Raw genomic sequence first — 12,853 nt, 5'->3', positions numbered from 1 at the left:
AGCACGCCCAAAGTGGGGTATTGTTTCTCTCGGCCCTGAAGGGCTGGTGAAGCCCTCCGGGGCTCACGGGCTGTGGCGCAGCTTGGTAGCGCACTTGACTGGGGGTCAAGGGGTCGCAGGTTCAAATCCTGTCAGCCCGACAGTGAGAGGCTAGGAATCGCAACGATTCCTAGCCTCTCGTCGTATCCGGACGTGGTCGAGGTGCACAGCCCGGGCGACGAGCGATCACCCCGCGTGGGCGACACGGGCCCGCAGCTCAGGCGTGAGCCCGGCCGGCGACCAACGCCCGATGTCGAGGCAGTCCTCCGCCGCCCGCGTCCCGCACCCTGGGCAGATCCACGGCGCGTGCCTGCCCGTGCCGCGCGAGCGCTCCATGTGCCTCTCGCGCGGGCGAGCCTCGCCGTCGAACGGCCAGAACCGGTAACCCGTCGGGCGCCGCGGTGGCGAGACGTGCGCCCACCCGCTCTGCGCCTGTCTCCACCTCGTCACCGAGCCAGTGCCAGACCTTGAACACCTGACTCTGTTCGTCGCCTACCTTCAACACCTGACGTGGTTGAAGGCGGACCGTGAACACTCGGCGGCGTCGGGCCTCGTCGTAGGGCGGCGGCGCCGGGGTCTCATGGGCGGTCCTTCCGTACGGCAGTCACAAGTTCGTCAGGTCGACGAGTGCCACACTCGGGTTCCTGCCCAGTGATCACCGGTGCGTGGCGTGGCAGCCGAACCTCTTCGCCCCCTACTTGCTGTCGACGCGCCCGATGGGATCGGAACCGGCGCTGAAGACGGCGCGACCGGCGGGCCAGCTGTTCTCGTCGACGTGCAGAGCGGTGCGAAGGTAGGCGGTGCTCATCCGCTGGATGACGGCGACCCGCTCAGGGTCTTCGTCAGTGGTCTCCGCGACCTCGTATCCGACGATCCCGCCGAGGGCGTGCTCGGCGCCGTAGAAGGTGAGCAGGTCGGTGGCGCCGGGGCTGTGCGTGTAGGCGTCGGTGAACCAGTCAGGTCCGCGGCTGGACATCTTGGACTGGTCATGGTCGCCCGCTACGACGAGGGTTGGCGTGGTCAGCTCCTGGAACGAGGGGCGCATGAACGGGAAGTTCGCCTGCGCGAACGGGTGCAGGTCATCGCCGCCAAGACCGGTCGTGGCGAAGAGGATGCCAGCGGTGACCCGGCCGTCTGACATGTCTTGGCCGACCTGGCCCGCTTCGTCGAAGGTCCGCGCTCCCAGGAGCGTTTGTGCCGTCTGCCCGCCCCAGGAGTGACCCGTGGCGGCAACGCGGCTGCGGTCGACGCGCCCGGCAAGCCCGGGGACGGCGGCCTCGATGGTGTCGAGCTGGTCGAGGATGCGTGTGAGATCCACGATCCGCTCGGTCCAGATCGTCGGGAAGACGGGGTGGTCGAACCCGAAGCCGTTCCGACGAGAGTCGAGGTGCGTGGGCTGAATCACGACGAACCCTCGAGAGGCCCAGAACGCGGTGAGCGGCGCGTAACCGTCGAGGTTCCATCCGTTGCCGTGGGAGAACACCACGACGGGCAGGTCTGTGCCAGTCGCTGGCGCCGAGACGCGCACCTCCAGCGGGACGGGTCGGTCCGGGGCAGAGAGTGCGACCGGAGCCACAGAGACGACCGGGCTGCCGGCACCGATGATGCGGTCCAGCGTGCTGACGATTGATGCAGTCATGAGAAGTTCCTCTCCGAGGAGCTGTGCTCTGCGATACTGGTTATCGGAGCAACGTTCCGGAACGTTACGGAACGATGCTCCGTAATGCAAGCGCAGGCAGGCGGATGTGTGAGGATGGGGCCATGGCTGACGCCGAGAGGGAACAGTTGCACGGTGTGCGATCCCAGCAAGCGGGTCGTCCGCGTCGAGATCAGCAGGTGCTGCTCGACGCGGCGGCAGCAGTGTTCGTGACCTCCGGGGTCGACGCTCCGGTGCGGGAGATCGCGGCGAAGGCCGGCGTCGGTGTAGGGACGATCTACCGTCACTTTCCGACGCGACCCGAGCTCGTGGTGGCGGTGTACCGGCACCAGGTCGAGGCGTGTGCAGAAGCAGGCCCACGATTGCTCTCGGAGAGCGCGACGCCTGAAGCGGCGCTGCGGGCATGGGTTGCCCTGTTCGTGGAGTTTCTCGTCACCAAGCACGGGCTCGCCAGCGCACTGCAGGGAGACGGTGCTGGATCCGACGCTCTGCATTCCTACTTCGTCGGCCGTCTCGTCCCGGTGTGTGGCACTCTCCTTGAGGCGGCGCTCGAGTCTGCCGGCAAAGCTCAGCCCGTTGATGCCTACAACATGCTCAAGGGCATCGGCAACCTCTGCATCGGTGCCGCGAACGACACCCGGTACGACGCCACCGTCCTCGTGCAGCTTCTCGTTTCAGGTGTGCTCAGCAGGGAGGCTCGCTGACCCAGACCCATCGCTTCCTCGCGTGGAGCGCGACAGGAAGCGCGGCTGCGACGGCTGAGGTCAGGCATGACGCGAAGGTCGCGAGTTTCGCTGACCACCGGGCGAGGTGAGTGGGCTGGGCGTTCATGCTGACGACTCGAGCACACACAGATGTGCCCGACAAGCGGTGGCGGTCTCGGGCGCCGGAGATGCCGTGAGCGTCTCCGCGTTGCTGCGGGAAGGCGCGCTTGTCGGGGTGGCGGCCGTCGATCTGGGCTGGACTGCGTTGGGCTGCGCCCCGGAGTGGGGCAACCTCGAGGTTCTCGAGGTCCTTCTGATAGCCCTCGACGTCGTCACCGACCTCGGGTAGGACACGTACCCTCGTGGCCACTCGGGTCTGGGCCGAGCGCCTCACCTGTAGCGTTGCTGCGATGGAGCGCTCTGAGATCTTCGACATCGCCCACCAGCGACATCCGATCGCGGCGCCGGTGGCGCCCGAGCGGCTTCGCGAACTGATCGGCTGGCTGAGCCCGAGCGACGGGGCCCGCGCCGTTGACCTCGGCTGCGGCGAGGGCGAGTGGTTGCAGCACCTGCTGCTCGACCATCCCGGGATCACCGGCGTGGGAATTGACCACATGCTCCCTACCACTGCCGCCCGGCGTTCCGCCGAGCGTGGGTTGAGCGACCGGGTGCGCTGGATCGAGACGGATGCCCCCGCCTGGAGCGACGGGGAGTTCGACGTGGTGCTGTGCGTCGGCGCGAGCCACGCCTTCGGTGGGCTGGCGGACATGCTGGGCGCCGTCCGGCGACACCTGCGCCCCGGCGGCCAAGCGCTGGTCGGCGACAGCATCTGGGAGAGCACCCCGTCGGCTTCTGCGCTGGCAGCGCTCGAGGTCTCTGCCGACGCCTATCCCGACCTCGCCGGCCTCGTGCGAGCCTTCCATGAGCACGGTTTCGAGCCGTCGTTCGGGCACGTCAGCACGTTGGCCGAGTGGGACGACTACCAGTTCAGCTGGACCGGGTCGCTCGTCGACTGGGCCGTACGGCGGGCCCCGACGACCGAGGATCGCAGCCAGGCGCTCGCTGCCGCACGGGAGAACCGCGACGCTTGGCTGAGCGGCGCACGACGCGAGCTCGGGTTTGCGACCTTCGCCCTTCACGACGTCGCCGCGGGGCCGGCCGGCGTGACCGTAGCGAGAACCCCCTAGGCCGCGTTCTGCGACACCGAGGGTTTTCGGGCACTAGTTGACGCAAGGGTCAGGAGGGCCTGGAGCATCAACTCCTGGCGCCCCGATGTCGGCTGGACCCACACGATCCTGGTTGCGTGCAACCCCTAGAGGAAACGTAGTCCGCGCCTCCGTGCGGAGCTCCCTTCCACCTCACGGTTCGTCGTCCGGCAGCGAAGGGGCGGCGCTCATGGCTGAGAGTCATAGGTAGTGCGAGCAGCGTCGATGTCGTCGACGGTGGCGAAGGCCCACTCGATCAACGGCCGGACCGCCCGACGCAGCGTGTGCCCGGTCTCGGTCAGCGTGTAGGTGACCTGTGGGGGAACCGTCGGGACGACGGTGCGTGTGACGAGACCGTCGCGTGCGAGGCGGCGCAGGGTCACCGTGAGCATGCGCTGGCTGATCCCGCTCACGACTCGGCGGGCCTCGTTGAACCGCAGGGGTCCGTGCCCCAGTGCGGCGACGACGTACAGGGACCACTTGTCCGAGACCAGGTCGAGGACCTCCCGTGCCCGCTCCGCGCCCGGCCCGCAGATCGGGTCGACCTCGTCACTGACCTGCATCGTTACCTCCAGAGAACCACGGCACCTCAAGGTGCCTTCTTGACCGCGGCGGTCTAGTTATCCAAAGTTACCAAGGAACGGCTAGTAACCGCTGTGCCTCGTACCACCGTGGACGAGGCCGTCTTCTCAAGGAGTCTTCTTGCCTACTATCGCTGTCGTCGGCGCAGGGCCCGGCATGGGCCTGGCCATTGCACGCACCTTCGGCTCTCACGGTTTCGACGTCGCCCTGCTCTCCCGGAGTCGGAGCAGTCTCGACGCCCGGGTCGCCGACCTGGCTGCCGAAGGAGTCTCTGCCCGAGGCTTCGTGGCTGACGTCCTGGACACCGAGTCGCTCACCGGCGCGCTGGAGGCCGCCGCCGAGCACTTCGGGGGGATCGACGTGCTCGAATACTCGCCGGGCGGACCCGAGCCGAAGTTCCTGACGCCCAGCAGGCTCACCGCCGCCGATGTCGACCTGCAGATGCGATACCTCGTCTACGGTGCGATCACGGCGGTCGGCGTGGTGCTGCCCGCGATGCGGGAAGCCGGCGCGGGCACGCTGCTGTTCACCACGGGGGCCGGATCGGTGGACCCCACTCCGATGCTCGGTGACATCAACACGGCCGGTGCCGCGTTGCGCTCCTGGGTGCTGAACCTGCACAAGGAGCTCGAACCCGAGGGCATCCAGGCTGCGCACGTGGCCATCGGGGCCCGGATCGGTGACCGCGCCCCCGAGGGCACACCCAGCGCCTCCGCGGACCAGATCTCCCCGCTGTACTGGGACCTGCACGTCCAGCGCGACCACGCCGAGAAGATCTTCACCCCATGAACCAGGACCTTCCCGAGACGCCCGCGTCACCCGTCGTCGAACGGCCTGTCGCGGGCTGATCCTGAAGACGGCGACGGGGCTGGGTGCAGCGTCGGAGCCCCGGCTGGGGCCCTCGCCCCGGGCAGTGAGGACCCGAGGCGAGGGCGGTGTGGGCGGGCCCGATCAGCGGGTCGAGGTGGCGTTGAGGTGGCTGACCATGGCGGGGTCGTGGTGGTCGAACGCGACGCTGGTGCCGGTGTCGAGGGTGGCGATGCGTGCCATCTCGTCGTCGCTGAGCACGAAGTCGAAGATGTCGAGGTTCTCGGCCATCCTTTCGGGGCGCGTCGACTTGGGGATGGCGACGACACCGCGCTGGATCAGCCAGCGCAGGGTCACCTGGGCCACGGACTTACCGTGCGCCGCACCCACGGCTGTCAGGACGGGGTCGCTGAAGATGTTGTTCTTGCCTTCGGCGAGGGGGCCCCAGGACTCGATCTGTACGCCGCGCTCGGTCAGGAGGGCTTGGTCGTCGACGCGCTGGAAGAACGGGTGGGTCTCGATCTGGTTCACGGCCGGGGTGATCTCGTTGTGCTCGACGAGGTCCACGAGCCGGTCGGGGTAGAAGTTCGAGACGCCGATCGCTCGGACGGCTCCCTGACGGTAGAGCTCCTGCATGGCCCGCCAGGAGCTGTAGTAGTCACCGAGGGGCTGGTGGATCAGGTAGAGATCCAGACGGTCGAGCCCGAGGAGCTCCAGGGACGTGTCGAACGCGCGCTTGGTGCCCTCCTCGCACCGTCGTGGATCCAGAGCTTGGTGGTGACGAACAGCTCGTCACGCGGGATACCGCTGGACCTGATGGCGCGCCCTACGGCCTCTTCGTTGCCGTAGGCGGCAGCCGTGTCGAGGTGGCGGTATCCCGCAGCAAGGGCGTCGGTGACGACGCGCTCGGTCTCGTCGGCGGGGACCTGGAAGACGCCGAATCCAAGGATCGGCATCTCGACCCCGTTGTTGAGGACGACGGAGGGGATCTGTACGGGCATGGCGGAACCTTTCGTGGGAGGGACGGCCGCACGACGAGACGGTCGTGCGGCGGGTGGTCGGTGGCGCGGCTTCGGTCGCGGTCAGGTCGCGGTCAGGTCCCGGGGTGCGCCCGGACCCTGGCTCGTGCGCTCCTGGCTCGCCGCACGTTCCTCGCGCTCGGTGGTGGCGGCCCACGTGGCGAGCAGGTCGAGGCCCTGTCGTGAAGCCGAGCCCGGCTCGGCGGTGTAGACGAACAGCACGAGGCCGGGATCGGAGAGGAGCTGCATGCCCTCGTAGGTCAGGTCGAGGTCCCCCACGACGGGGTGGTGCAGCCGTTTGACCCCGGTCTGATGCAGGCGCACGTCGTGCTTGGCCCAGCGGGTACGGAACTCGGGGCTACGGGTGGACAGCTCACCGACGAGGTCGGTGAGCTCTCTGTCGTAGGGGTTCTTGCCGGCCGCGGACCTCAGGGCTGCGACGGTGTCGTTCGCGGTTGCCTCCCAGTCGCGGAAGAAGTCTGACGCCCGAGGGTTCAGGAACCGGAACCGCGCGAAGTTGACCGGCCGTGCCGGGTCCTCGAACAGTGGCGCGTTCAGCGCCCGCCCGAGGCGATTGATCGCGACGATGTCGCCGCGGCCGTTCGACACCCAAGCAGGCGACAGCTGAGCGTCCAGGACGTGCTGCACGCTCGGCCGCACCTGGTGACGCGCCGGACGCCGCCTCGTCGCGCCGCGGGTGTTCTCCGCACGGGCCAGGTCGAAGAGGTGTCTGCGCTCGGCCTCGTCGAGCTGCAGGGCGCGCGCGATGGCGTCCAGGACGCTCTCGGACGCGCCGCGGACGTTGCCGCGCTCGAGCTGGGTGTAGTACTCCACGGACACCCCGGCCAGCTGGGCCACCTCGCTGCGGCGCAACCCTGTGACCCGGCGGGTCCCGAGTCCTGCAGGCAGGCCGACCTGCTCGGGCGTGACCCTGCCTCGGCGGGAGACCAGGAAGTCTCGTACCTCGTCGCGTCTGTCCATGCCCACGACGCTACGACCGTCGTCGTGACCGTGGGAGATGCTGGCAGCACCCCCCATCACGTGGGCCACCGTGGGCTGTTCAAGGAGGAGGCGGACCGGCCGGGTGGAGCATGGTGCATCTGGCGCGTCGACCGGCGTGTCTTGGCACCTGCGACGTCGTGGCGGGCGGCGGCCGTACGAGTGCGCGGGCGGCGAGCGTCCCCGGTCCCCAGTTGCCGTTGCTGGGGGGCGGGCAAAGACTGGACGGCACGACCTGGGGGGCGAACGTTCTGAGGCGACGTGGAAGCTCGCTGCTGTCGCCCTTTCTGTTCTCTCGCGAGCGGTAGTCCGGCGAACGTCCAACGAAGGAGACAAGGATGTCTGAGACTCGTGTCGTCGTCGGTGTCGACGGATCGACGAGCAGCCGCACGGTACTGACCTGGGCCGCCCACGAAGCCCGCCTGCGTGGCGAGCCGCTTCTCGTCGTGCACTCGCGCTTCCGGCCGGCCTACGACCCGATGTTCGCCGGAGGTTTCTACCTGCCCCCGATGGCCACCGAGAGCGACGAGGCCGACGAGGTGCTGCGCGTCGCCGTCGACGTCGCCCGACAGGCCGAGCCCGAGCTGGAGGTGGAGACATCAGCTCGACCGGGACCGGCAGCCCTTGCTCTGCTGGACGCGGCGAGCGAGGGCGCCGGGCTCGTCGTGGTCGGCACACGCGGCCTCGGTGCCTTCGGTGCCCTCTTCCTGGGCTCCGTCAGCATCCAGCTCGCAGCGCGCTCTCCGGTACCTGTGGCCGTGGTGCCGAGCGACGCGACGTTCTCGACCGCAGGCCCCGTCTTGGTGGGCGTCGACGGATCGCCCCGGAGTGAGGTCGCGACGGTCGAAGCAGCCCACGAAGCGGTCCGCCGCAACGTCCCGCTCGACGTCGTCGCGGCGTACACGGTCCCTGCCGACCCGCTCGTGACCTCCCTCACGCCGTCGGTCGACGATCTGCGCGCGGCATTCCGCGGCCGAGCGCACGAGGTGGCGGAGGGGGCTGCAGAGTCCGCCCGCCGCGTTGCCCCGTCCTTGATCGTGCGGACGCACGTCATGGAAGGGCCGCCGGCCGACGAGATCTCGCGAGCCGCCGTGGCTGCCTCCGTCGTCGTGGTCGGTTCGCGGGGGTACGGCGAGGTCAGGGGCCCGGTCCTGGGATCGGTCAGCCAGACCCTGCTGCGTCACGCGAAGTGGCCGGTGCTGGTCACGCACGAGTCCTGACGGGCCCGCGATCGGCGGGTTCAGACCGGCTCTCGTCGGCCTTCCTCGGCGGTGGTCTCGGTGAGCGTCGTCGCGAGCGAGGTGAGGGCCCCGGGCACGAGCGAGTAGTACGCCCAGCGCCCGCGCTGCTCACGCGTGAGGAGGCCGGCGTCGACGAGGATCTTGAGGTGGTGGCTCACGGTCGGCTGGGACAGGCCGACAGGCTCGGTGAGGTCGCACACGCAGGCTTCGCCGCCCTCGTGAGAGGCGACGATCGAGAGCAGCTGGACCCGGGTGGGGTCGGCCAGCGCCTTGAAGGTGCGCGCGAGGGCGCGGGCGGTCTGGGGGTCCGCCGCCTGCCGGACCAGCGGCGCGCAGCAGGCGGCGCCGGCGGTGCCGGCTGGTGCGAGGGGCAGGTCCGTCGTCGTGGTCATGAGCCCATCTTGCCACGTATCGAAGTTTGTGGATACGTTGTCGCCATGGAGTTCATTGATGGTTGTCGATGCGAGGAGTGGTGATGAGCGAGGTCGTGCGTGCTGACCTGCCGGTCGTGGTGATCGGTGGGGGACCGGTGGGGCTGGCCGCGGCCGCTCACCTGCTGGAGCGGGGCCTGGAGCCGGTGGTCCTCGAGGCGGGCGAGGGGCCGGGTGCGGCGGTGGCGTCGTGGGGACACGTGCGGTTGTTCTCGCCGTGGCGCTACGACATCGACGAGGCCGCGTGCCGACTGCTCGAGCCCACCGGATGGAGGGCCCCGGACCTGAACGAGCTGCCCACGGGTCGCGAGCTCGTGGACGAGTACCTGGTGCCGCTGGCCGCGACCCCGGCGATCGCCTCGCGGTTGCGGACCAGGACACGGGTGCTGGCCGTGGCCCGCGACGGCGCGGACAAGACCCGGTCCTTGGGCCGGGAGCGGCGCGCGTACCGGGTGCGGACCGTGGGTGCGGACGGGCAGGTCGAGGATGTGCTGGCCCGTGCGGTGATCGACGCGTCCGGGACGTTCACGACGTCCAACCCGCTGGGGACCAGCGGCCTTCAAGCCGTCGGCGAGGACCGGGCGCAGGGCTTCGTCACCGGCCCCCTGCCTGATGTCCTGGGCTCGCAGCGGGAGCGGTTCGCCGGCCGGCACACGCTCGTCGTCGGGATGGGCCACTCGGCAGCGAACACGCTCCTGTCCCTGGTCGAGCTCGCGGAGTCCGCGCCGGGCACCACGGTCACCTGGGCGATCCGCGGCGGGTCGGCGCGGCGCCTGTTCGGCGGCGGGACCGACGACGAGCTGCCCGCGCGCGGGCTCCTGGGCACCCGCCTGCAGGCCGCGGTGGAGGCCGGCCGGTTGACGTTGGTGAAGTGGATCTCGATCGAACAGCTCGTGCCCGGCCAGGACACGGTGCGGGTCCTGGGCCGTTCGCGCGACGAGGCGCTGGACCTGCAGGTCCATGCGATCGTGAACGCGACCGGGTTCCGCCCGGACCTGGACATGCTGCGCGAGGTGCGCCTGGACCTGGACCCGGTGGTGGAGTCCCCGAGCCGGCTGGCCGAGCTCATCGACCCCAACTTCCACTCGTGCGGCACGGTGCCCCCGCACGGGGAGAAGCTGCTCCGGCACCCCGACGACGGGTTCTACCTCGCCGGGATGAAGTCCTACGGGCGGGCGCCGACGTTCCTGCTCGCCACGGGCTACGAGCAGGTCCGCTCGATCGCCGCCGCCCTGGCAGGTGACCGGGCCGCAGCCGACCTGGTCCAGCTGAACCTGCCTGCCACCGGTGTGTGCTCGACGGACCTGGCGCTGGAGGCCGACGACGAGACCGACGTCTCGTGCTGCGGCACAGCACCCACCGAGCCGCAGCTCGTCACGCTCGGGGTCGGTGCACCGTCCGGGTCCGGGTTTGCTACCGGCGTCGTCCACGGGCGCTCCGGCGACGAGCCGACGCCGGCGAGCGCCTGCGAGTAAGGCTGGGCCTGCGTGCAGCGAGCCCCGCCGGGGGGCTTCGCCCGTACGAGGAAGGGCCGGACGCGCACGCGTCCGGCCCTTCGTCGCGTCCGGGGTCAGGCGGTGGCAGGGACCTCGACGGCGTCGACGCCGAGCTCGGTGAGCAGGGTCAGGACGCGGGTGCGGATCTCGTCGCGGATGGGGCGCACGGACTCGATGCCCTGCCCGGCGGGGTCCTCGAGCTTCCAGTCCTCGTAGCGCTTGCCGGGGAAGACGGGGCACACGTCGCCGCAGCCCATGGTGATCACGACGTCGGAGGCCTGGACGGCCTCGGTGGTCAGGACCTTGGGGGTCTCGGTGCGGATGTCGATCCCGGCTTCGAGCATGGCCTCGACCGCGACCGGGTTGATCTGGTCGGCGGGCATGGACCCGGCGGAGCGGACCTCGACGGCGCCACCGGACAGGGCGCGCAGGAACCCGGCGGCCATCTGGGAGCGGCCCGCGTTGTGGACGCAGACGAACAGGGCGGACGGCTTCTCGGTGGGGGCGTGCTGGGCGTTCATGAGGTCTCTCCAGGCTGGTGCGTGCGGGTCAGGTGGGCAGGGTGAGGTCGGGCAAGAGGTCGGCGAGCAGGGCACGGACCCGGGTGTCGAGCTCGTCGCGGATCGCGGCGACACCCGCGGGGGAGGCCAGGGCGGGGTCTCCGACGAGCCAGTCCTCGTAGCGCTTGCCGGGGAGGACCGGGCACACGTCACCGCAGCCCATGGTGATCACGACGTCGGCCGCGCGGACGGCGTCGTCGGTCAACGGCTTGGGGAACGCGTCCTGGGCGGTGCCCAGGTCGTCGAGGGCTTCGCGGACCCCGGCGTGGATCTCGGCGGCGGGGGTGGAGCCTGCGGAGCGGACCGTGACGCGGTCGCCCGCGTAGTGGCGCACCAGTGCGGCGGCGAGCTGGGAGCGGCCGGCGTTCGCGACGCACACGAACAGCACCTGGGGGCGGCTCGTCGGGTCGCGGGTGATGTCGGTCAGGCGTTGGCGGGCGAAGCGTTCGGTGAGGGTGATCAGGTGTGCGGAGACCTTCGCCGAGCGTGCCAGGTCGGTGTAGGACTCGCGCACGACCCGCTGGACGACGTCGAAGCGCACGCCGGGGAACGTGGTCGCGAGCTCGGTGGCCAGGTGGTCCAGGGCCGGGTCGACGTCCTCGAGCCCGCGCAGCACCTCCTGGGTGACCGATGCCTCGAGGGCTGCCGGGGCGAAGGAGTCCAGCAGGGTGGTCACGGCCGTCTTGTAGCCGGGGGTGATGCGGTACCAGACCCAGGTGCCGCGCCGCTCGGAGGCGAGGACCCCGACGTCGCGCAGCACCTTGAGGTGGTGCGAGACGGTCGGCTGGGACACGTCGGTCAGGGCGGCCAGGTCGCACACGCAGGCCTCGCCGGCCGGGGCGGTGGCGATGAAGGACAGCATGCGCAGGCGCAGGGGTTCGGCCAGGGCCTTGAGCGCGGTCGCGACGACGGTGGCGATGCCGGCGCCGATGGCGTGGGACTCGATCTGCGGCCCGCAGTCCGCGTCGCGCACCGTCAGAGGCGGGGGAGTGGTGGTCATGGGGTCACCTTCCCGGGTTCGGCCACCGGGGTGGCGTAGGGGTCGACGGCGAACCAGCGGCGGGCGATCCACAAGGAGACGTAGACCAGGCCCACCAGGACCGGGACCTCGATGAGCGGCCCGACGACACCGGCCAGGGCTTGGCCCGAGGCTGCGCCGAACGTCGCGATCGCCACCGCGATCGCGAGCTCGAAGTTGTTGCCGGCCGCGGTGAAGGCCAGGGTCGTGGACTTGGCGTACCCCAGGCCCAGGGTCTTCCCGGTGACGATGCCCACGCCCCACATCACGGCGAAGTACACCAGCAGCGGCAGGGCGATGCGGGCCACGTCGAGCGGGTTGGAGGTCACGGCCTCGCCCTGCAGTGCGAAGAGCAGCACGATCGTGAACAGCAGCCCGTACAGGGCCCAGGGGCCGATCACGGGCAGGAACGTGTCCTCGTACCAGCCCCGGCCCTTGGTGCGTTCCCCGACCAGGCGCGAGGCGAACCCGGCCACGAGCGGGATCCCGAGGAAGACCAGGACGTTGAGCGCGATCTGTCCCATGGAGATGTCGAGCCCGGCGGTGTCCAGGCCCAACCAGCCGGGCAGGATCGTGAGGTAGAAGTAGCCCAGGAGCGAGAACGCGAGGACCTGGAAGACGGAGTTGATCGCGATCAGGACCGCCGCGGCCTCCCGGTCCCCGCAGGCCAGGTCGTTCCAGATGACGACCATCGCGATGCAGCGGGCCAGGCCCACGATGATCAGTCCGGTGCGGAACTCGGGCAGGTCGGGCAGGAAGATCCACGCCAGCGCGAACATCAGCGCGGGCCCCACGAGCCAGTTCAGCACCAGGGAGGACACCAGGAGCTTCTTGTCCCCGGTGACCGAGGCGACCTTGTCGTAGCGGACCTTGGCCAGGACCGGGTACATCATCACGAGCAGGCCGATCGCGATGGGCACCGAGATCCCCCCGACCTCGATCGAGGCCAGCACGTCCGACAGGGCCGGGACGAACCGGCCCAGCAGCAGTCCGGCGACCATCGCGAGCCCGATCCACACCGGCAGCCACCGGTCGAGCGTCGACAACCGTCCTGCGCCCTGGGCGATCACGGGGGTGGTGGCTGGTGCCACGGTG

13 protein-coding genes, 1 tRNA gene and 1 pseudogene are annotated in these 12,853 nt (G+C 70.1%); 7 read left to right on the top strand and 8 right to left on the bottom strand.

The window, feature by feature from the left end:
• Nucleotides 1-66 precede the first annotated feature (66 nt).
• A tRNA-Pro gene (locus ACFWGN_RS14500) sits at nt 67-140 on the top strand.
• A 593-nt stretch (nt 141-733) separates the two neighbouring features.
• Here the strand turns inward: ACFWGN_RS14500 and ACFWGN_RS14495 are convergent.
• Nucleotides 734-1,768 (bottom strand): alpha/beta hydrolase family protein, encoded by a 1,035-nt coding sequence (locus ACFWGN_RS14495; protein WP_377617714.1) that lies wholly within the window; start codon nt 1,766-1,768, stop codon nt 734-736.
• Between the two features lie 32 nt (nt 1,769-1,800).
• Between ACFWGN_RS14495 and ACFWGN_RS14490 the strand changes: the two genes are divergently transcribed.
• The 3 genes from ACFWGN_RS14490 to ACFWGN_RS14480 all read left to right on the top strand — a co-directional run bounded on the left by ACFWGN_RS14490 (nt 1,801) and on the right by ACFWGN_RS14480 (nt 3,587).
• Nucleotides 1,801-2,400 (top strand): TetR/AcrR family transcriptional regulator, encoded by a 600-nt coding sequence (locus ACFWGN_RS14490; RefSeq protein WP_377617713.1) that lies wholly within the window; start codon nt 1,801-1,803, stop codon nt 2,398-2,400.
• Between the two features lie 193 nt (nt 2,401-2,593).
• A complete protein-coding gene (locus ACFWGN_RS14485; protein ID WP_377617711.1) occupies nt 2,594-2,749 on the top strand; it encodes a hypothetical protein in 156 nt (51 codons plus the stop codon).
• 61 nt (nt 2,750-2,810) lie between these two features.
• Entirely contained in the window at nt 2,811-3,587 is a 777-nt protein-coding gene (locus tag ACFWGN_RS14480) for an SAM-dependent methyltransferase (protein ID WP_377617710.1), read from the top strand.
• 206 nt (nt 3,588-3,793) lie between these two features.
• Here the strand turns inward: ACFWGN_RS14480 and ACFWGN_RS14475 are convergent, their stop codons facing one another.
• Nucleotides 3,794-4,168: a helix-turn-helix domain-containing protein gene (locus ACFWGN_RS14475; RefSeq protein ID WP_191805788.1), complete on the bottom strand. Its 375-nt coding sequence runs from the start codon at nt 4,166-4,168 to the stop codon at nt 3,794-3,796.
• 139 nt (nt 4,169-4,307) lie between these two features.
• Here ACFWGN_RS14475 and ACFWGN_RS14470 point away from each other — a divergent pair, with 139 nt between their 5' ends.
• The gene (locus ACFWGN_RS14470) at nt 4,308-4,976 is read left to right on the top strand and encodes an SDR family NAD(P)-dependent oxidoreductase (protein ID WP_377617708.1); all 669 of its coding nucleotides are present in this window, start codon (nt 4,308-4,310) and stop codon (nt 4,974-4,976) included.
• Nucleotides 4,977-5,138: 162 nt separating this feature from the next.
• Here ACFWGN_RS14470 and ACFWGN_RS14465 read toward each other — a convergent pair.
• Nucleotides 5,139-5,950: pseudogene (locus ACFWGN_RS14465) on the bottom strand (aldo/keto reductase).
• Between the two features lie 126 nt (nt 5,951-6,076).
• Nucleotides 6,077-6,994 (bottom strand): helix-turn-helix transcriptional regulator, encoded by a 918-nt coding sequence (locus ACFWGN_RS14460; protein ID WP_377617706.1) that lies wholly within the window; start codon nt 6,992-6,994, stop codon nt 6,077-6,079.
• Nucleotides 6,995-7,350: 356 nt separating this feature from the next.
• Between ACFWGN_RS14460 and ACFWGN_RS14455 the strand changes: the two genes are divergently transcribed.
• Nucleotides 7,351-8,232, top strand: coding sequence for a universal stress protein (locus tag ACFWGN_RS14455; protein WP_377617705.1), 882 nt, complete (start codon nt 7,351-7,353; stop codon nt 8,230-8,232).
• 20 nt (nt 8,233-8,252) lie between these two features.
• Here ACFWGN_RS14455 and ACFWGN_RS14450 read toward each other — a convergent pair whose 3' ends face one another.
• Nucleotides 8,253-8,645 carry an ArsR/SmtB family transcription factor gene (locus tag ACFWGN_RS14450; RefSeq protein ID WP_377617703.1) on the bottom strand — a complete coding sequence of 131 codons (393 nt, stop codon included), beginning with the start codon at nt 8,643-8,645 and terminating at the stop codon, nt 8,253-8,255.
• Between the two features lie 83 nt (nt 8,646-8,728).
• Between ACFWGN_RS14450 and ACFWGN_RS14445 the strand changes: the two genes are divergently transcribed.
• Nucleotides 8,729-10,159, top strand: a complete 1,431-nt coding sequence (locus ACFWGN_RS14445) for an FAD-dependent oxidoreductase (protein ID WP_377617702.1) — start codon at nt 8,729-8,731, stop codon at nt 10,157-10,159.
• A 95-nt stretch (nt 10,160-10,254) separates the two neighbouring features.
• On the opposite strand, the gene ACFWGN_RS14440 is transcribed toward ACFWGN_RS14445, so the two are convergent.
• From ACFWGN_RS14440 to arsB, 3 genes are read right to left on the bottom strand one after another with little or no spacing between them, the layout of a single operon-like run.
• Nucleotides 10,255-10,701, bottom strand: coding sequence for an arsenate reductase ArsC (locus ACFWGN_RS14440; protein WP_377617700.1), 447 nt, complete (start codon nt 10,699-10,701; stop codon nt 10,255-10,257).
• 28 nt (nt 10,702-10,729) lie between these two features.
• A complete protein-coding gene (locus ACFWGN_RS14435) occupies nt 10,730-11,740 on the bottom strand; it encodes a metalloregulator ArsR/SmtB family transcription factor (RefSeq protein ID WP_377617698.1) in 1,011 nt (336 codons plus the stop codon).
• On the bottom strand, nt 11,737-12,849 hold the full coding sequence (arsB, locus tag ACFWGN_RS14430; protein ID WP_377617896.1) for an ACR3 family arsenite efflux transporter: 1,113 nt from the start codon (nt 12,847-12,849) through the stop codon (nt 11,737-11,739). Before arsB ends, ACFWGN_RS14435 begins: the two co-directional genes overlap by 4 nt.
• Nucleotides 12,850-12,853 lie beyond the last annotated feature (4 nt).

The sequence above is a fragment of the Oerskovia sp. NPDC060338 genome (assembly GCF_042726295.1).
GTDB classification, from domain to species: domain Bacteria; phylum Actinomycetota; class Actinomycetes; order Actinomycetales; family Cellulomonadaceae; genus Oerskovia; species Oerskovia merdavium.
The sequence above is the reverse complement of the archived record's forward strand: the minus strand, read 5'-3'. Positions and strand labels throughout refer to the sequence as shown.

Excerpts from the sequence above, each read along its gene's own strand:
- ACFWGN_RS14490 (WP_377617713.1), top strand. The coding sequence starts at position 1,801 with ATGGCTGACGCCGAGAGGGAACAGTTGCACGGTGTGCGATCCCAGCAA.
- ACFWGN_RS14450 (WP_377617703.1), bottom strand. The coding sequence starts at position 8,645 with ATGACCACGACGACGGACCTGCCCCTCGCACCAGCCGGCACCGCCGGC.
- ACFWGN_RS14440 (WP_377617700.1), bottom strand. The coding sequence starts at position 10,701 with ATGAACGCCCAGCACGCCCCCACCGAGAAGCCGTCCGCCCTGTTCGTC.
- ACFWGN_RS14460 (WP_377617706.1), bottom strand. The coding sequence starts at position 6,994 with ATGGACAGACGCGACGAGGTACGAGACTTCCTGGTCTCCCGCCGAGGC.
- ACFWGN_RS14475 (WP_191805788.1), bottom strand. The coding sequence starts at position 4,168 with ATGCAGGTCAGTGACGAGGTCGACCCGATCTGCGGGCCGGGCGCGGAG.
- ACFWGN_RS14480 (WP_377617710.1), top strand. The coding sequence starts at position 2,811 with ATGGAGCGCTCTGAGATCTTCGACATCGCCCACCAGCGACATCCGATC.
- ACFWGN_RS14455 (WP_377617705.1), top strand. The coding sequence starts at position 7,351 with ATGTCTGAGACTCGTGTCGTCGTCGGTGTCGACGGATCGACGAGCAGC.
- ACFWGN_RS14445 (WP_377617702.1), top strand. The coding sequence starts at position 8,729 with ATGAGCGAGGTCGTGCGTGCTGACCTGCCGGTCGTGGTGATCGGTGGG.
- ACFWGN_RS14435 (WP_377617698.1), bottom strand. The coding sequence starts at position 11,740 with ATGACCACCACTCCCCCGCCTCTGACGGTGCGCGACGCGGACTGCGGG.